The organism is Rhizobium sp. BG4 (assembly GCF_016864575.1).
Taxonomy (GTDB): Bacteria; Pseudomonadota; Alphaproteobacteria; order Rhizobiales; family Rhizobiaceae; genus Rhizobium.
Map to the genome: position 1 here is coordinate 1,855,548 of NZ_CP044125.1, position 16,944 is coordinate 1,872,491.

Here is a 16,944-nt window from a genome sequence, read left to right on the forward strand (position 1 = left end):
ATAAGTCGTCTCCGGTTTTCGCCGTCCGCTTCGCGACCTTTCCACGCAGAGATGAAGAACGGTTGACAGCTGTGGCGCAAAAAGGGGATCAACGGCGCATCGGGTTCAGGACCATCATCATGCCAGAAAATACCGCTGCCGGAACGGTTATCGTCATCTCCAGTCACGTCGTTCGCGGTTCGGTCGGCAATCGCGCCGCCGTCTTCGCGCTGGAAACGCTCGGACATCAGGTCTGGGCGCTTCCGACGGTGGTTTTGCCCTGGCATCCCGGGCATGGCCGCTCGACACGGCTGACCTTTGCCGAAGCCGACTTCGATGCGGCGATCGATGACCTGATCCGCGCGCCCTGGGTGGGCGAGGTGAAGGCGGTGCTGTCAGGCTATTTCGGCAATGCGGCGCAGGCCAAGTCGGTGGCCCGGCTGGTGAGCTCGTTGCGGCAGGACAATCCGGATCTTCTTTATGTCTGCGACCCCGTCATGGGCGATCTCGGCGGGCTCTATGTGCCGCAGGCGACGGCCGAGGCGATCCGCGATCACCTGATCCCGCTTGCCTCGCTCGCCACACCCAACCGCTACGAGCTCGCCTGGATGGCCGGCGCGCCGCTCGATGACAACAATGCCGTCATGGAGGCGGCCCTGTCGCTTGGCCCGTCGCGCATGCTGGTCACCTCGGCTGTTCCGATGATGAGCGGCGGGATCGGCAATCTCTATCTTTCCGGACGCCACGCGCTGCTTGCCGAGCATAGGGCGATCGACAATCCGCCGAATGGGCTCGGAGATCTCCTGGCCGCTCTCTTCATGTCACGGTTGCTCTCGGGCATGGATGACGAGAAAGCGCTGCAGCTGGCGACGGCCAGCGTCTATGAAGTGCTTGCCCGTGCCGTCAAACGCGGAAGCGACGAATTGACGCTTGCGAGCGATGCTTCGAGCCTCGCCACGCCGATGGCCATGGTACAGATGCGCCGCCTCATGCATCCGGCGCAGCGGCGCAAGCAATAGCAACGACTCATTTTGCACTGCAGCAGTTGATCTTGCCCGCGCCAAGCGTTAATCGAAATGTCATGCAGCGTTTTCCTGGATCACTTCTCGACGGTTATCGCAACTTCATGAGCGGGCGCTATGCCGATGCGCGCGACCGCTACAAGACGCTTGCGGAAAACGGGCAGAGCCCGACCACGCTTGTCATCGCCTGCTGCGACTCCCGCGCGGCTCCGGAGTTGATCTTCGATGCCGGCCCGGGCGAGCTCTTCGTCATCCGGAACGTCGCCAATCTCGTGCCGCCCTATGAGCCGGACGGGCATTTCCATGCGACTTCGGCTGCTCTCGAATTTGCCGTACAGGCGCTCAAGGTCACCGATATCGTCGTCATGGGCCATGGCCGTTGCGGCGGTATCCGCGCTGCACTCGATCCGAGCTCAGAACCGCTTTCGCCGGGCGATTTCATCGGCCGCTGGATGTCGCTCGTCAAGGATGCCGCCGAGCAGATCGGCAGCAACGACGTCATGACCCAGACCGAGCGCCAGACGGCGCTCGAGCGTGTCTCGATCCGCAACTCGATCAACAATCTCAGGACCTTCCCCGAGGTCAAGGCGCTGGAAAAAGAGGGCAAGATCGCCCTTCACGGCGCCTGGTTCGACATCTCGACCGGCGAATTGTGGGTCATGGACGCCGAAACGCGCGATTTCATCCGCCCCGACGTATAGGCCTTCGCATATAGGTTTATGGGTTCTTTAGGGAATCCCGCTAGAATTTCATCGAAACACGTCTTCAACCTGCGGATTGCGGCGGCTTTCGATGAAGTTCGAAACGACCAACAAGATCATTCTCGCGGCTATCCTGCTGCCTTTCATCTTCATGATCGCCGAAGGCGTTCTGGTCGTACGCACGTCGTTCCGCCAGTATGTTTCGCTGGAAAAAGACTATCGTTTCGCTGATGTTCTGGCGCGCGGTGGCTCGATCGCGGCGAACGAGATCCTCGGCGAGACCGTTGCGACCAGGCAGTATCTCACCCATCCCGGTACCGACAATGCGGTCAGCATGCAGCAGAGCCGCGCGCGGCTCGATGAGGAGCGCCGGAAATTCCAGATGAGCCTGCCCTCGGCAGGCATGCTGGATGGCAATCTCCAGAACGAACTCTCCGATCTCGCACTTGCCTATAGCCGTATCATTTCGATCCGCGCCGCTGTCGACCGCGGATACTATGCCGGGGGCGATCCGGGCTATGTCTATTGGCAGGCAGCGCTGAAGCAGCTTGATGTCGTCGATGCGCTATCGCCGCTGATCCAGGATCCCGTCCTGCTGGAAAAATCGAACGAGCTGATGGGTATCCTGCTGAGCTATTACGGTGAGCGGCTGCTGACATTCATCGGCACGCGTCACCTGAGCGAGCACGGCTATTCGCTGCGCTCCAGCGACCTCTATGTGCAGGGCAAGATGATGCAGGCCGAGGGTATGGACCATATGGTCTTCCACTCGACGTCCCCGCTCGTCACGTCGATCACCGATTACATGAAACTGCCGCAGCAGGTTCGTGCCGACGCGGTGACCGATGCGATCCTGACCCGCGAAGCGCGGCCTCCGCTGGAGGTCCGCAACGATTGGGCGGCGGCGCAGGCTGACCGCATTGCTTTCCTCAAGGAGAAGATCACCGAGGCGACTGCGGACATCCATCGCACCGGCGAAACGCTGGCGCAGCGCTCGCATCTGCATGTGATGCTGGTTTTTGTGCTCTGCGGCGGCTTGCTGCTGCTTGCTGGCGTTGTCGCGACATTGGCGACCAAGGGTCTCGGGATGATCTCGCGGCTGACACGGGAGCGTGAGGTTTTGGTCGGTGAGCTTCGCAGTGCGGCGCAGACGGATCTTCTGACCGGGCTTTATAACCGCCGCGGCTTCGAGGCGGCTGCAGCCGCCCTCTTCGAGCAGGCCAAAAGCGGGTCACGATGGATCTCGGTGGTGCTCTTCGATCTCGATCATTTCAAGAAGATCAACGATATCCATGGTCATGACGTCGGCGATATCGTGCTGCGCCACGTTGCGGCTGTCGCCAAGCATAATTTCCGCCAGTTCGATCTGCTGGTGCGCCATGGCGGGGAAGAGTTTCTTGCGCTGCTGCCCGATGTGACGCCGGATGAGGCGGCGGCCGTTGCCGAAGCCGTGCGTGAGGCGATAGAGCGTGCAGTCATCATATTGCCGGGCGGAGAAAGCCTGGTGGTAACCGCGAGCTTCGGCTGCGCCGGTCGCACGCAAGCCGGCGGTGGTCATCATTTCGAAGATCTGGTCAAGCGGGCGGATATGGCGCTCTATGCCGCCAAGGCTTCCGGACGCAATTGCGTCGTGGCGGGCTCACTGGTGCCGCAACCGATGGCACGAGCCGAAGCCAAATGAGAAAGGCGCCCATGAGGCGCCTTTCGATTTCGTCTGCAATCAATCTGTCGCCGCGGCTTATTGGCCGTCGATCTGCTGACCGATATAGGCGATTGCCTGCTGGTAGACCGTTGCTGCATTCCAACCCTGGATGGCGACGAAGTTCGGCTCGCCCGGCTGGTAGCCTGCGCCGGCGCGCCAGCCGTGACCCTTTAGGAAGTTTGCGGTCGATGCGAGAGCGTCGGCGCGCGAGCCGACCATGTCGACGCGGCCATCGCCATCGCCATCGGCGCCGAAGCGGACGACATTGCGCGGCAGGAACTGCGTCTGGCCGATTTCGCCGTGCGCCGCGCCACGCGCCTGCGGGCTCAGATAGCCTTCGGAGACGAGCTGAAGGGCAGCGTAGAGCTGGTCGGTGAAATAGTCGGAGCGGCGGCAGTCATAGGCCAGCGTCGAGACCGCAGACATGGTGTGCTGCGTGCCCATATAGCTGCCGAAGCCGGTTTCCATGCCCCAGATTGCGATCAGCGGGCCGGCGGGGACGCCGTAACGGCGCTCGATCGAGGTGAAGAGCGCCTGGTTGGAGCGCTTCATGCCCTTGCCGCGGGAGATGATTGCTGCGCCGCCGCGCTTCTGCATGAAGGCGTCGAAGGAGAGCTTGAAGCTCTTCTGGCCGCGGTCGGCGGCAATTGTCGGGCGATTGTAGGCGACGTTGGCGAAGGCGCGGTTGAGAACCGACTGGCTGACGCCCTGCGCTGCAGCTTCCTGCTTGAACTGCTGCACCCAGGCATCGAAGCCGGCGCCGTTGTTGCCGCATTGCGCAGCATTGGCCGCTGCCGGAACTACATGGAAAGCGCCCACCGCCGCGATGGCCGCCACCAAGAACTTTGTCATGCGCATGAGAAACCCCGATCTCGATCTGCAGTCGCTGGAATGCCGGGCAGAATGCCAGCCGGGGGTGATTTTGTCACGATCACCTTTTAGCGAGATTGGCGGTCTGCCGCGCGATTGCCGTCTGCCTGCTTAAGGAAAGCCCCGCAAGTCTGACGACATGCGGGGCTGATAGCAAGCTATGGTTAATATTCGGTATCAGGCAGCCTGCTTGCGCGGCTTGACGAGGCCGCGGTTGACCAGCAGTTCGGCGATCTGAATGGCGTTCAGAGCGGCGCCCTTGCGCAGGTTGTCGGAAACGACCCACATGTTGAGACCGTTCTCGACAGTCGCATCTTCGCGGATGCGCGAGATGTAGGTCGCGTCTTCGCCGGCGGATTCGTAAGGCGTGATGTAGCCGCCGTTTTCATGCTTGTCGATGACCTGGCAGCCTGGGGCGTCGCGCAGGATATCGCGGGCCTGGTCGGCAGTAATCTCGTTTTCGAACTCGATGTTGACCGATTCCGAATGACCGATGAAGACGGGGACGCGAACCGCGGTGCAGGTCACCTTGATCTTCGGGTCGAGCATCTTCTTGGTCTCGGCCAGAACCTTCCACTCTTCCTTCGTGTAGCCGTCTTCCATGAACACGTCGATGTGCGGGATGACGTTGAAGGCGATGCGCTTGGTGAACTTCTTGTTCTCGATCGGATCGGCAACGAAGACGGCACGCGTCTGGTTGAAGAGCTCGTCCATGCCGTCCTTGCCGGCGCCGGAAACCGACTGGTAGGTCGAGACGACCACGCGCTTGATCTTGGCAGCGTCATGCAGCGGCTTCAGGGCCACGACGAGCTGGGCGGTCGAGCAATTCGGGTTGGCAATGATGTTCTTCTTGGTGAAGAGCGAGATGGCGTCGGGGTTCACTTCCGGCACGATCAGCGGCACTTCGGCGTCGTAGCGCCAGGCCGAGGAGTTGTCGATGACGACGCAGCCCTGCTGGCCAATCTTCGGCGACCACTTCTTCGAGACGTCGCCGCCGGCGGACATCAGGCAGATGTCGGTGTCGGAGAAATCGTAGTTTTCGAGGTTGGAAACCTTGAGCGTGCGGTCGCCGTAGGAAACTTCCGTGCCCTGGGAGCGGGCGGAAGCGAGCGCCACGACTTCATCGGCGGGGAAGCCGCGTTCGGAAAGAATGTTGAGCATTTCCCGGCCGACGTTTCCGGTTGCTCCCGCGATTGCTACTTTGAAACCCATTTTAAGCTCTCTTTCTCTTCTCTCCTCTTGTCCGGTGAGGGGGAAGGCGCGAAATCCTCGCGGCTTCCTGTCCCCAGCCGGGCCGGGGAGAGAGCGGCAGGCCAGAGACGTCAGACGGTTTTCGTCGTCGTTTTGGCCTTGGTTTTGGAAGAAACCGGAACGGCAATATCCATCCCGGCACTCAGTGCCCGGTCATTGCATGCAGCAACGGCGTGTTCGCGGCGAACCATGGATAATTCCTTTTCCGCCGTTGCTCTTAAAAGGTTTTCCACAGGAGTCAAGGTTTTTGCGCTGGCCCAACGGCCTCCCGGCGGCTGCGGCAGATTGTCATAGCGATGTCATCGACATGTCATCCCCGGCGGCTATCCCCGGCCCGTTGTTTATTGACTGCAACGAAAACGGGGGTTTTCCATGCGTATGATTTTTGCCGCTCTGGCGGCCACGACGATTCTTGCCGGTGCCGCACAGGCGGCCACCGTCTATCCGCTTGACCGTGCGACGATTCTCGCCGGCTCGCCGTTCGATTTCAAGGTCGAGCTCGGCACGCAGGTCAAGGCGGAAGACATCAAGATCACGGTCAATGGTCAGGACTACAAGACGGTTCTCGGGGCGAGGCCAAGTTTGTAGAACTGGAAAAGGGTAAGGAAGACAAGGCACTCGGTTCTGCCATCATCCTGCGCGGCCTGACGATCGCCGCGCCCGGCGAGTACAAGGTCGAGGTTTCGGCCGGTGAGGAGAAGAAGTCGGTCACCTGGAACGTCTACGGCACCGGCAGTGCGCCGAAGGCCAAGAACGTCATCTTCCTGATCGGCGATGGTCTTTCCGTTGCGCATCGCACTGCTGCCCGCATCATGTCCAAGGGCATGACCGAAGGTAAAGCCAATGGCCGCCTGAACATGGACGATCTCGACCGTATGGCCTTCATCGGCACCTCGGCGACGGATTCGATCACGACGGACAGCGCCAACACGATGTCGGCCTACATGAGCGGCCATAAGGGCGCCATCAACTCGCTCGGCGTTTATGCCGATCGTACGCCCGATACGCTCGACGACCCGCGCGTCGAAACGCTCGGCGAAGCCCTGCGCCGCCAGACCGCCAAGTCGATCGGCATCGTCACCACTTCGGAGCTCCAGGACGCCACGCCGGCTGCCGTCGTCTCCCATACCCGCCGCCGCGACGACAAGGCTGAAATCACCGGCATGCTGTTCGACGTGAAGCCGGATGTCGTTCTCGGTGGTGGCTCGGCCTACTTCCTGCCGCAGGCAACCGCGGGCTCGAAGCGCAAGGACGACAAGGACTACGTCAAGATGTTCCAGGACGCCGGCTACAAGCTTGCGACCGACAAGACGGAACTGTCGGCAGCTGCCGGCGCCAGCGACGGCAAGATCCTCGGCCTGTTCCACACCGGCAACATGGATACGACGCTGGACCGTGAATTCCTGAAGAAGGGCACTGTCGGCAAGTTCCCGGCACAGCCGGGTCTCGTCGAGATGACCAAGGTTGCTCTCGATACGCTGTCGAAGAACCAAGAAGGTTTCTTTCTGGTCGTCGAAGCCGCGAACATCGACAAGATGACCCATCCGCTCGACAACGAGCGCGCTGTCGTCGACACGATCGAGTTCGACAAGGCAATCGGCGTTGCCAAGGAGTTTGCTGCCAGCAACCCGGATACGATGATCGTCGTCACCGGCGACCATACGCACGGCATCACCATCGTCGGCACGGTTGACGACACCGTTGAAGGCACCGACATGCGCGAGAAGGTCGCTGGTCGCGGCTTTACCAACTATGTCGACGCAAACAACGACGGCTATCCTGACAATATCGACGTTTCCAAGCGTCTCGCGATGTTCGTATCGAACTATCCGGATCACTACGAAACCTTCCGTCCGAAGCTCGACAATCCGTTCACTCCGGCGGTTCAGAACGAGAAGAAGGATTTCGTCGCGAACGAAGCCTACAAGGATGTCCCCGGTGCCGTCTTCGTTCAGGGCAACCTGCCGAAGAGCCAGGCTTCCGGCGCTCACACCGTCGACGACGTGGTGCTGCAGGCAACCGGTCCCGGCGCCGAAGGCTTCAAGGGCTATATGGAACAGAGCGACGTCTACCGCGTGCTGGCAGATGCCTTCGCGCTCGGCGCGAAGCAAACCAACTGATTCCATCGGGGATAGTGTCCCCTCTCTTCGCCAAGCACGTTCCCGGCTGTCACGGCCGGGAACCCATTTGATGGAGATCGGCATGAACATGAAAAAGCCTGTGGTTCCGCTTCTCAACCGGCGCGCATTCATGGCCGCTGCCGGACTGCTGCCCTTTGCGGCGTCGATGTCGCGCGCGGCGGATACAGCGCTCAGCTTCGATGAGCTTTATGGCAAATTCGGTGTGCTCGGCCTGGAATTCTCGAACAAGGTCAAGACACTGGCAGGCCAGGAGATTTCGATGCGCGGCTTCATGGCGCCGCCGCTGAAGGCCGAGGCTGCGTTCTTCGTGCTGACCGAAATTCCGATGTCGCTCTGCCCGTTCTGCTCATCCGACGCGGACTGGCCCGACAATATCGTTGTCGTCTATCTCGACGAGAAGCAGACATTTGTGCAGCCGAGCCAGACGATCGAAGTCCGCGGCGTGCTGGAATACGGTTCCTGGAAAGATCCGGAAACCGGGTTTGTGAGCCTCCTGCGCCTGCGGCAGGCCGAGTATTCGATCGCCTGATGCTGGCTCTCGAGATCAACGATCTGTCCGTGGTCTTTCCGGGCTTGAGCGCGCCTGCGCTTGAGATCGGACGGTTGTCTCTTGCGGCCGGAAGCCGGGTAGCGATTACCGGTGCCTCGGGCTCCGGCAAAAGCACCTTCGTCAATATCGTCACCGGGCTTGAGCGCGCCGGAAGCGGATCCGTCCGCTGGAATGGCGAGGATATCTGCCGCCTCTCCGAGGGCCGCCGCGACCGTTTCAGGGCAACGAATATTGGCCTCGTGATGCAGGACTTTCATCTTTTCCCGGGCATTTCGGCAGTCGAGAATGTTCTCCTGCCGGCGCGCCTGTCGGGCGTTGCCGATGCAGCGCTTATTGCCCGGGCTCACGAATTGCTGGCGCGCACCGGCCTGTCGCGCCTAGGTCAGAAAATCGAGACGATGTCGCGCGGCGAGATGCAGCGTGTGGCGATTGCGCGTGCCCTGCTGCGCAAGCCCGGCGTCATTGTGGCCGACGAGCCGACGGCGAGCCTCGATGCCGAAACCGGGCACATTATCGGCGATCTGCTGCTCGATCTTGCGATCGCCGAAGGCGGCACGCTGATCGTCATCTCGCATGATACGCGCCTTTCAGACCGGATGGATCGCCGCCTCCTGCTGCGCTCCGGACGGATCGCCGACGACACCCTGATGGACGAGGCTGCGGCATGATCCGTTTCATTCTGGCCGACCTCCGGCGCCTGTGGGCCGGTTCGCTCGTCGTCGTGCTGCTCGTGGCGCTGGCAACGGCGCTCGGCGTCAGCGTCATCCTGCAGGAGCGCGCGCTACGTCTCGGCAGTGCCCGGGCGGCCGATAAGTTCGATCTCGTTATCGGCGCCGGCGGCAGCGAGACGCAGCTGGTGCTGTCGTCCATCTTCTTGCAACCGTCACCCCTGCCGCTGATGCCGGGTGAGGTGCTTGCCAAGCTTGCCGCAGACCCGCGCGTCGCCTGGCTGTCGCCCGTTGGTTTTGGCGATTCCTTTTCCGGCTATCCCGTCGTTGGCACGAGCACCGCGCTGCCTGCGGATCTCTCGGGCGGGTTCAGCGAAGGTCAGGGTTTTGCTGCCGAAGCCGAGGCGGTGGTCGGCGCGGCTGTCACGCTGCCGCTTGGGTCCGAGATAAAGCCGATGCATGGCACCGCCGAAACCGGCGGCCACACGCATACCGAAATCGTCTATCGCGTTACCGGCCGGATGAAACCGACAGGAACGGCCTGGGATCGTGTCATTCTCGTTCCGATCCAGGCTGTATGGCATATCCATGGGCTGGAGGCGCATGGCGAAACGGAGCATGACGAGGCTGGTCATGATGGACATGATCACGATCATGAGCCGGAGTCCGGCCACGAGCTCGATGCTGACTGGTCTGCGGAGACACCTGGCGTTCCTGCGATCCTGGTGAAGCCGAAGACGATCGCCGATGCCTACAAGCTGCGGCAGGATTACCGCAACGGCAGCACCGTCGCGGTTTTTCCAGGCGAAGTCCTGACGAACCTTTATGCCACGCTCGGCGATGCGAAACGCATTCTCGTTGCCGTCGCTTCTGGCGCCCAGGGGCTGGTTGCGGCTTCGCTCATTCTGGTGACGGTCATCCATATCGGCCAGCGGCGGCGCCAGATCGGGGCTCTCCGGGCCTTCGGCGCGCCGCGGCATGCCATCTTCGGGATCGTCTGGGGCGAGTTCTTCGCGCTGATCGCGATCGGCATCGCTGGCGGGTTTGGCTTGGGTTATGGCGCCGCGCTGATGCTGTCCGGCCTTTTCAGTGCAAGCAGCGGTATCACGGTGCCGGTCGGCTTTGCGCGTCAGGATGTGTTTCTTGCGCTTCTGTTGCTCGGCTTCGGAGCGCTGCTTGCGGCTCTACCCGCCGTTCTTGCCTACCGGCAGTCTCCGGCGCAGGCCTTGCGCGCCTGAGGCGTTCGCGGGCTGCGACAATCTGTACAAACGCATTAGACTAAAGTCATAATCCCAAAGCCGCTCTCTTTATCCGAATCCTTTTCTGCCACACTCTTCACAGGCGAGCCGCGTCCAGGGGCATACTTTGAGGAGAGTTTGGGACGCGCCTTGCTGCTCATCACTCTGTGGAGGACAGACAATGGCAAATGTCGCAAGCGCCGAAGGCGCGAAGGCCGGTCCGATGACCGGCGAGGAGAAGAAGGTCATCTTCGCCTCGTCGCTCGGTACCGTTTTCGAATGGTACGATTTCTATCTTTACGGTTCGCTCGCCACCTATATCGGCGCGACCTATTTCACCCAATATCCGGAAGCGACGCGTAACATCTTCACGCTTCTCGCCTTTGCGGCGGGCTTCCTTGTCCGTCCGTTCGGTGCGCTGGTGTTCGGCCGTCTCGGCGATCTCGTCGGCCGCAAGTACACCTTCCTGGTCACGATCCTGATCATGGGCTTCTCGACCTTCCTCGTCGGCATCCTTCCGGGTGCGGCGACAATCGGCATTGCGGCTCCGATCATTCTGATCGTGCTGCGCCTTCTGCAGGGCCTGGCGCTTGGCGGTGAATATGGCGGTGCGGCGACCTATGTTGCCGAACATGCGCCGAATGGCCGGCGCGGCTATTTCACCTCATGGATCCAGACGACGGCAACGCTTGGTCTCTTCCTGTCGCTGATCGTCATCATCTCCGTCCAGCAGATGCTCGGCTCGACCGCATTCGCTGCCTGGGGCTGGCGCATTCCGTTCCTGGTTTCGGTTCTGCTTCTCGGCGTTTCGGTCTGGATTCGTCTCAAGATGAATGAATCTCCGGCCTTCCAGAAGATGAAGGCCGAGGGCAAGGGCTCCAAGGCGCCGCTGACGGAAGCCTTCGGTACCTGGAAGAATGCCAAGATCGCCATCATCGCGCTGCTCGGCGCCACGATGGGTCAGGCAGTCGTCTGGTACGGCGGCCAGTTTTACGCGCTGTTCTTCCTGCAGAACGTTCTCAAGGTGGATCTGCAGTCGGCCAATATCATGGTCGCGATCGCGCTTATTCTTGCAACGCCGTTCTTCGTGATCTTCGGTTCGCTCTCCGACAAGATCGGCCGCAAGCCGATCATCATGGCGGGCCTGCTGATTGCCGCCATCACCTATCAGCCGCTTTTCAAGGCAATGACCTATATGGCCAATCCGGCCCTCTATGAGGCACAGGCTGCGATCCGCGCAACGGTGACCGCTGACCCGGCAGACTGCAAGTTCCAGTTCAACCCGACCGGTACATCGAAGTTCACCAGCTCCTGCGACGTGGCTACGGCGTTCCTGACGAAGAACTCGGTACCTTATGACGTCGTGCCCGGCCCGGCCGGACAACCGGCAACCGTCAAGATCGGCGAAGCGACCATTCCGAGCTTCGACGTCATCGCTGCCGGCGACAAGGCCAAGGGCATGACGGCCGCCTTCGAGAAGAGCACCAACATGGCGCTTCACGATGCCGGTTATCCGCTGAACCGTGGCGCCGCCAAGGTTCCGGATTCCAAGCTCGATGCTTTCATCGCTGCCAATCCTGAACTCAATCTCAATGCCGAGACGATCCGCGGCGGCGAGAAGGAAACCATGCCGGCCGACAAGCTGATTGCCGGCAAGTTGCTGACGGCGGAAGAAGCCAACGGTGTGACCGACATGGCGGTCTATACGGTCGCCGGTGGCGGCAGCTTCGCCATGGTTGCCGATCCGGCGCGCGTGAACTGGGTCGGCACGATCGCCGTCCTCTTCGTTCTCGTGCTCTACGTGACGATGGTTTACGGCCCGATCGCAGCACTTCTGGTCGAGCTCTTCCCGACCCGCATCCGCTATACCGGCATGTCGCTGCCTTACCATATCGGCAACGGATGGTTCGGTGGCCTGCTTCCGGCAACGGCCTTCGCGATGAGTGCCGCCGCCGGCGATATCTACTACGGCCTCTGGTATCCGATCGTCTTCGCAGGCATCACGCTGGTCATCGGCCTGCTGTTCCTGCCGGAAACCAAGAACCGCGATATCCACGCTGACTAAAGATTTGGCGTACTGACGAAAACAGACCCGGCGTTCTCAAGGCGCCGGGTTTTTCTATGCCCGCAGCATGCGTTTTGGCACCGGCCAGCCATCCGCCACCCTGAAAAGGATGCCGTAGCGCGAAAAGACGATGGCGATCATCAGCGAGAACCAGCCGCCGAGCGCCAGGCCGGCAATCACATCGCTCGGGTAGTGGGCGCTGACCATCACGCGGGTCATCCCGAGCCAGAGGGCGCAGGCAAGAAAGACGACGCGGTAGCGCGGGAAGAGAAGCGACAGCGCCGCGAAGAAAGCGCCGATGGTCGTCGCATGTCCCGACGGGAAGCTTTCGAAGGCGGCGTGACCCGAAAAGGGCGAGAATGAGAAGATCCCGTAGTCATCGAAATGCTGCGGCCTGGCGCGGCCGATGGCGCGCTTCAAGATATTGGCAAGGATGCCCGACAGGGCGATCGAGATCAGCAGATAGGCACCGATCCAGCACATCTGCAGCGCCTGGATGCGAGTACGCAGTGATCTGACGATACGAAGCGCCGCTAGGCCTTCGAAGAACAGGAAGGCGCTGACGATGATGATCCATCCGGACGTGCCGAAATCGGTGAGGATGCGGCCGAGGCGTCGGATGACCGGTGGCACCTGTCCGGCGCCGACAGGACCGTCGAGAAGCAGCATCGACAACAGAACTGCGTTACAGGTGATGAAAAGGCAGGTCTGCCACCGCAATTGCGGCATGCGACAGGTGCTCCGGCGCCAGCGCCTGTCGAGCGAGGAAAGTATCGCCTGCATCAAATCCGATCCGTTCGAAAATCAATCTCAAGAACGGACCGACGCTAGCATCCGGCGGCGACAGTTTTTTTACGAAGCCCTCAAAGGAGGCGGCTCAGCCGCGGTATCGGCCAGCCCTCGCGCCCGACCGAGAAGACGAAGCCGAAACGGGCGAAGGCGATGGAGAGCGCAAAGGCGAGCCAGGCTCCGAGCGCCAGTCCAGCGGCGACATCGCTCGGGTAGTGGACGCCGATGATGACCCGGGTGGCGCCGAGCCAGAGACCAATGCCGATGAAGACAAGCCGGAAGCGCGGGAAGAGCAAGGCCAGTGACATGAAGAGCGCGCCGATATTGGCGGAATGTCCCGAAGGAAAGCTCTGGTGCAGGAAATCCCAGCTGAACGGCGTGAAGCTGAATATGCCCTCCTGCTCGTAGAGCAGCGGCCGGGCGCGGCCGATCAGGAACTTCAGCGGATTGGCGATGGCACTGGCAAGGATGACGGAGAAGCCGACATAGGCGGCCATCTGGCCTAAATAGGTCATCCGGAATCTGCGCCTCACTTTCCAGAGGCGGCGGCGGACGACATAGCCGGTGAGCAGAATGGTGGCGAGGCCGGCAAGGATCCAGGCGAGCCTGCCGATGTCGGTCACGTCACCGGCAATCGAGACCAGCGGTGGTGAAAGGCTTTTGACCGCCTGCCCCAGCGGCCGGTCGAAGACGAAGAAGGCAATTGCGACGGCGTTGATGGCGAAGAGCGCGAAAGCTTTCCAGGGAACCCGACGATGGATCGTGCGACGCGCCTCATAGCGCTTCTTCAGATAGGCTTTGCAGCCTGGCTTCGCTCCGGCGGTGTCGCTCATTCTGTCCCTTCGTGGTTGGCACGGGGGACATAGGGAGACGAGGCGTCGGCTTCAATGAAAAAGCCCTCCGCGCCGATGCGCGAAGGGCCTGAAAAGCGTTTCACGTGAAATATCAGGCAGAGAGCGCCTTGAATTCCGCGAGGATGGCATCGCCCATTTCGACAGTGCCGACCTGCTTGCAGCCTTCGCCCATGATGTCGCCGGTGCGGATGCCCTTGTCGAGGACGTTGGCAATCGCCTTCTCGAGGTTGTCGGCTTCGGTGACCATGTTGAAGGAGTAGCGCAGGCACATGGCGAAGGAGGCGATCATGGCGATCGGGTTGGCAATGCCCTTGCCGGCGATGTCAGGAGCCGAACCGTGAACGGGCTCGTAGAGCGCCTTGCGCTTGCCGGTCTTGCCATCGGGGGCGCCGAGCGAAGCAGACGGCAGCATGCCGAGCGAACCGGTCAGCATGGCGGCGACGTCGGAGAGCATGTCGCCGAACAGGTTGTCGGTGACGATGACGTCGAACTGCTTCGGTGCACGGACGAGCTGCATGCCGCCGGCGTCGGCCAGCATGTGCTCGAGCTGGACGTCGGCGTATTTTTCCTTGTGCGTCGCCGTCACCACCTGGTTCCAGAGCACGCCCGACTTCATGACGTTGCGCTTTTCCATGGAGCAGACGCGGTTCTGGCGAGTGCGGGCCATTTCGAAGGCAACGCCGGCGATGCGCTCGATCTCGTAGGTGTCGTAGACCTGCGTGTCGATGCCGCGCTTCTGACCGTTGCCGAGATCGATGATCTCCTTCGGCTCGCCGAAATAGACGCCGCCGGTCAGTTCGCGGATGATGAGGATGTCGAGGCCCTCAACCAGTTCCGGCTTCAGCGAGGAAGCGGAAGCGAGTGCAGGGTAGCAGATTGCCGGGCGCAGGTTTGCGAAGAGCTGCAGATCCTTGCGCAGGCGCAGGAGGCCGGCTTCCGGGCGCACTTCATAGGGAACGCTATCCCACTTCGGGCCGCCGACGGCGCCGAACAGCACCGCATCGGCGGCAAGCGCCTTCTCCATGTCGGCTTCGGAAATCGCCTGGCCGTGGGCATCATAGGCCGAGCCGCCGACGAGACCTTCGTCGGTGACGAAACCGGCCTTCATTGCATCGTTCATGTAAGCGATGATCTTGCGGACCTCGCCCATGGCCTCGGGGCCGATGCCGTCGCCCGGCAGCAGGAAAAGATTGCGCGCTGTCATGAAACCCTCCGCGGAAAAACAAGCTGCGGCTTCTTAGACCCCGGAAAACGGCATTTCAAGCAAGAGAGAGGCCGAATCGGTACGGTTTGCCGCGCTATCGATCTGTTCTGGAGTGTTGACCCCTGCCCGTCTCCGCGCCAAGAAGATGGTCACGTTTCAAGAAATGGAATTCAGAATGTCCCCGTCTCCATTGCATCTCAACACCCCTCTCCTGCGCAGCGCTGCCGATTATAGCGCCAGCGGCAAGCCGCTCTTACTGAAGCTCGATGCGCTGCAGCCTTCAGGCAGCTTCAAGATGCGCGGTGTCAGCCGGCTGTGCCAGCATGAGGTGGAGAATGGCGCGAAGGAAATCTTCTGCGCTTCCGGCGGCAATGCCGGGATTGCGGCGGCTTTTGCGGGCCGGGCGCTCGACGTTCCCGTCACGATCGTCGTGCCGGAGACAACGTCTGCTGAAGTTCGCCAGTCGATCGAGGCGACCGGCGCCTCCGTTCTGGTACATGGCTCGGTCTTCGATGAGGCCAATGCCTATGCGATCAAGCTCTCGGAAGCGCGCAAGGCCGCCTATGTGCATCCCTTCGATCATCCGCTGCTCTGGGAAGGGCATGGAACACTGATCGATGAGGTCGTTGCGAGCGGCACCCGTTTCGACTGCGTGATCGCCAGCGTCGGCGGCGGCGGTCTGCTGGCTGGTATCGTCGCGGGCCTGAAGCGCAATGGCCTTGGCGATGTGCCGGTGATTGCCGTCGAAACCGAAGGTGCGGCCTCATTCCATGAGGCGCTGAAGGCGAAGGAGCGCATCACCCTGCCCGGCATCACCTCGATCGCCAATTCGCTTGGCGCCCGGCAGGTTGCGCAGCATGTCTTCGATCTGCCCAATCACCATCCGATCGAAAGCGTCACCGTGACCGACGCGGAAGCGGTGGCCGCCTGCCTGAAATTTGCCGATGCGCACCGCATTCTCGTCGAGCCCGCCTGCGGCGCGGCGCTCGCCGTTGCCGACGTGCATGCAGGACTGCTGTCACGCTTCGAAAACCCGCTCATTGTAGTCTGCGGCGGCATCGGGGTGTCGCTCGGCAAGCTCAAGGCGTGGCAGGAACGCTTTTTCTGAGGGGGTAAATAAAAAGCCGGGCATTGCCCGGCTTTTTCGTCAGATGTTCTCGCTAGCTCAGGCAGCCCAGGGGCGCGAAGCGGAATTCTTCTTTTCGAAGCTGTCGATCGCCGTGCCTTTTTCCATCGTCAGACCGATGTCGTCCAGGCCGTTCAGCAAGCAGTGGCGCTTGAAGGCGTCGAGGTCGAACTTGATCGAGCCGCCGTCCGGGCCGGTGATCTCGAGGTTTTCGAGGTCGACGGTGAGGATGGCGTTGGAGCCGCGCGAAGCGTCGTCCATCAGCTTGTCGAGATCTTCCTGGCTGACCTTGATCGGCAGGATGCCGTTCTTGAAGCAGTTATTGTAGAAGATGTCGGCGAAGCTGGTGGAGATCACGCAGCGGATGCCGAAATCGAGCAGCGCCCACGGGGCATGCTCACGCGAAGAGCCGCAGCCGAAATTGTCGCCGGCGACGAGGATCTTGGCGTCGCGATAGGCCGGCTTGTTCAGCACGAAATCGGCGTTCTCGGAACCGTCTTCATTGTAGCGGGCTTCGGCGAAGAGACCTTTGCCAAGGCCGGTGCGCTTGATGGTCTTCAGATAGTCCTTCGGAATGATCATGTCCGTGTCGATGTTGACGACGGGCAGGGGCGCGGCAACGCCGGTGAGCTTCACGAATTTATCCATGACCTAGGCTCCAAATTCAGCGGATGTACTTTCGTTGATCAGCATCTAGTCCAGTTTCCCGCCGAAATGAAGGAGAATCTTTCCAGAATGGCGGCTGCGCGGCGTTTCGCGCAGCCTGACCACTTTGCATAGGCGG

General features: G+C 61.4%; 14 protein-coding genes and 2 pseudogenes. 9 read left to right on the top strand and 7 right to left on the bottom strand.

From position 1 onward, the window contains the following. The first annotated feature begins 119 nt into the window (after window positions 1–119). The 3 genes from pdxY to F2982_RS09565 all read left to right on the top strand — a co-directional run bounded on the left by pdxY (window position 120) and on the right by F2982_RS09565 (window position 3,383). Window positions 120–998, top strand: coding sequence for a pyridoxal kinase PdxY (pdxY, locus tag F2982_RS09555; RefSeq protein WP_203429920.1), 879 nt, complete (start codon window positions 120–122; stop codon window positions 996–998). 62 nt (window positions 999–1,060) lie between these two features. Beyond that, complete coding sequence (locus F2982_RS09560) at window positions 1,061–1,702, top strand: carbonic anhydrase (protein ID WP_112718099.1); 642 nt, start codon at window positions 1,061–1,063, stop codon at window positions 1,700–1,702. A 91-nt stretch (window positions 1,703–1,793) separates the two neighbouring features. Continuing rightward, on the top strand, window positions 1,794–3,383 hold the full coding sequence (locus tag F2982_RS09565) for a GGDEF domain-containing protein (protein ID WP_203429921.1): 1,590 nt from the start codon (window positions 1,794–1,796) through the stop codon (window positions 3,381–3,383). 57 nt (window positions 3,384–3,440) lie between these two features. On the opposite strand, the gene F2982_RS09570 is transcribed toward F2982_RS09565, so the two are convergent. From F2982_RS09570 to F2982_RS09580, 3 genes and pseudogenes are all read right to left on the bottom strand, one after another. Further along, on the bottom strand, window positions 3,441–4,262 hold the full coding sequence (locus F2982_RS09570; RefSeq protein ID WP_112718103.1) for a lytic transglycosylase domain-containing protein: 822 nt from the start codon (window positions 4,260–4,262) through the stop codon (window positions 3,441–3,443). Window positions 4,263–4,451: 189 nt separating this feature from the next. After that, window positions 4,452–5,486: an aspartate-semialdehyde dehydrogenase gene (locus tag F2982_RS09575; protein ID WP_112718105.1), complete on the bottom strand. Its 1,035-nt coding sequence runs from the start codon at window positions 5,484–5,486 to the stop codon at window positions 4,452–4,454. Between the two features lie 110 nt (window positions 5,487–5,596). Then, a pseudogene (locus tag F2982_RS09580) lies at window positions 5,597–5,786 on the bottom strand (hypothetical protein). 111 nt (window positions 5,787–5,897) lie between these two features. Here F2982_RS09580 and F2982_RS09585 point away from each other — a divergent pair. From F2982_RS09585 to F2982_RS09605, 5 genes and pseudogenes are all read left to right on the top strand, one after another. Continuing rightward, a pseudogene (locus tag F2982_RS09585) lies at window positions 5,898–7,645 on the top strand (alkaline phosphatase). Window positions 7,646–7,733: 88 nt separating this feature from the next. Continuing rightward, window positions 7,734–8,195, top strand: a complete 462-nt coding sequence (locus F2982_RS09590; protein ID WP_203430044.1) for a hypothetical protein — start codon at window positions 7,734–7,736, stop codon at window positions 8,193–8,195. Beyond that, window positions 8,195–8,884 (top strand): ABC transporter ATP-binding protein, encoded by a 690-nt coding sequence (locus F2982_RS09595; protein WP_203429922.1) that lies wholly within the window; start codon window positions 8,195–8,197, stop codon window positions 8,882–8,884. Before F2982_RS09590 ends, F2982_RS09595 begins: the two co-directional genes overlap by 1 nt. Then, window positions 8,881–10,122, top strand: a complete 1,242-nt coding sequence (locus F2982_RS09600; RefSeq protein WP_203429923.1) for an ABC transporter permease — start codon at window positions 8,881–8,883, stop codon at window positions 10,120–10,122. Before F2982_RS09595 ends, F2982_RS09600 begins: the two co-directional genes overlap by 4 nt. Before the next feature lie 181 nt (window positions 10,123–10,303). Next, window positions 10,304–12,187 carry an MFS transporter gene (locus tag F2982_RS09605; RefSeq protein ID WP_203429924.1) on the top strand — a complete coding sequence of 628 codons (1,884 nt, stop codon included), beginning with the start codon at window positions 10,304–10,306 and terminating at the stop codon, window positions 12,185–12,187. Between the two features lie 54 nt (window positions 12,188–12,241). Here the strand turns inward: F2982_RS09605 and lpxE are convergent, their stop codons facing one another. The 3 genes from lpxE to leuB all read right to left on the bottom strand — a co-directional run bounded on the left by lpxE (window position 12,242) and on the right by leuB (window position 15,034). Then, window positions 12,242–12,970: a lipid A 1-phosphatase LpxE gene (lpxE, locus tag F2982_RS09610; RefSeq protein WP_130283016.1), complete on the bottom strand. Its 729-nt coding sequence runs from the start codon at window positions 12,968–12,970 to the stop codon at window positions 12,242–12,244. Between the two features lie 80 nt (window positions 12,971–13,050). Further along, on the bottom strand, window positions 13,051–13,809 hold the full coding sequence (locus F2982_RS09615; RefSeq protein WP_203429925.1) for a phosphatase PAP2 family protein: 759 nt from the start codon (window positions 13,807–13,809) through the stop codon (window positions 13,051–13,053). A gap of 112 nt (window positions 13,810–13,921) precedes the next feature. After that, window positions 13,922–15,034, bottom strand: a complete 1,113-nt coding sequence (gene leuB, locus F2982_RS09620) for a 3-isopropylmalate dehydrogenase (RefSeq protein ID WP_130283018.1) — start codon at window positions 15,032–15,034, stop codon at window positions 13,922–13,924. Window positions 15,035–15,209: 175 nt separating this feature from the next. Between leuB and F2982_RS09625 the strand changes: the two genes are divergently transcribed. Continuing rightward, window positions 15,210–16,142 carry a pyridoxal-phosphate dependent enzyme gene (locus F2982_RS09625; protein ID WP_203429926.1) on the top strand — a complete coding sequence of 311 codons (933 nt, stop codon included), beginning with the start codon at window positions 15,210–15,212 and terminating at the stop codon, window positions 16,140–16,142. 57 nt (window positions 16,143–16,199) lie between these two features. Here the strand turns inward: F2982_RS09625 and leuD are convergent, their stop codons facing one another. Continuing rightward, window positions 16,200–16,808 (bottom strand): 3-isopropylmalate dehydratase small subunit, encoded by a 609-nt coding sequence (leuD, locus tag F2982_RS09630; RefSeq protein WP_112718121.1) that lies wholly within the window; start codon window positions 16,806–16,808, stop codon window positions 16,200–16,202. Window positions 16,809–16,944: the final 136 nt, after the last annotated feature.

What these genes read in the sequence shown, in the direction of transcription:
- lpxE (WP_130283016.1), bottom strand. Translation starts at nt 12,970, where the DNA reads ATGCAGGCGATACTTTCCTCGCTCGACAGGCGCTGGCGCCGGAGCACC.
- F2982_RS09600 (WP_203429923.1), top strand. Translation starts at nt 8,881, where the DNA reads ATGATCCGTTTCATTCTGGCCGACCTCCGGCGCCTGTGGGCCGGTTCG.
- F2982_RS09615 (WP_203429925.1), bottom strand. Translation starts at nt 13,809, where the DNA reads ATGAGCGACACCGCCGGAGCGAAGCCAGGCTGCAAAGCCTATCTGAAG.
- F2982_RS09565 (WP_203429921.1), top strand. Translation starts at nt 1,794, where the DNA reads ATGAAGTTCGAAACGACCAACAAGATCATTCTCGCGGCTATCCTGCTG.
- F2982_RS09560 (WP_112718099.1), top strand. Translation starts at nt 1,061, where the DNA reads ATGCAGCGTTTTCCTGGATCACTTCTCGACGGTTATCGCAACTTCATG.
- F2982_RS09605 (WP_203429924.1), top strand. Translation starts at nt 10,304, where the DNA reads ATGGCAAATGTCGCAAGCGCCGAAGGCGCGAAGGCCGGTCCGATGACC.
- leuB (WP_130283018.1), bottom strand. Translation starts at nt 15,034, where the DNA reads ATGACAGCGCGCAATCTTTTCCTGCTGCCGGGCGACGGCATCGGCCCC.
- F2982_RS09625 (WP_203429926.1), top strand. Translation starts at nt 15,210, where the DNA reads ATGTCCCCGTCTCCATTGCATCTCAACACCCCTCTCCTGCGCAGCGCT.
- pdxY (WP_203429920.1), top strand. Translation starts at nt 120, where the DNA reads ATGCCAGAAAATACCGCTGCCGGAACGGTTATCGTCATCTCCAGTCAC.
- leuD (WP_112718121.1), bottom strand. Translation starts at nt 16,808, where the DNA reads ATGGATAAATTCGTGAAGCTCACCGGCGTTGCCGCGCCCCTGCCCGTC.
- F2982_RS09595 (WP_203429922.1), top strand. Translation starts at nt 8,195, where the DNA reads ATGCTGGCTCTCGAGATCAACGATCTGTCCGTGGTCTTTCCGGGCTTG.
- F2982_RS09570 (WP_112718103.1), bottom strand. Translation starts at nt 4,262, where the DNA reads ATGCGCATGACAAAGTTCTTGGTGGCGGCCATCGCGGCGGTGGGCGCT.
- F2982_RS09590 (WP_203430044.1), top strand. Translation starts at nt 7,734, where the DNA reads ATGAAAAAGCCTGTGGTTCCGCTTCTCAACCGGCGCGCATTCATGGCC.
- F2982_RS09575 (WP_112718105.1), bottom strand. Translation starts at nt 5,486, where the DNA reads ATGGGTTTCAAAGTAGCAATCGCGGGAGCAACCGGAAACGTCGGCCGG.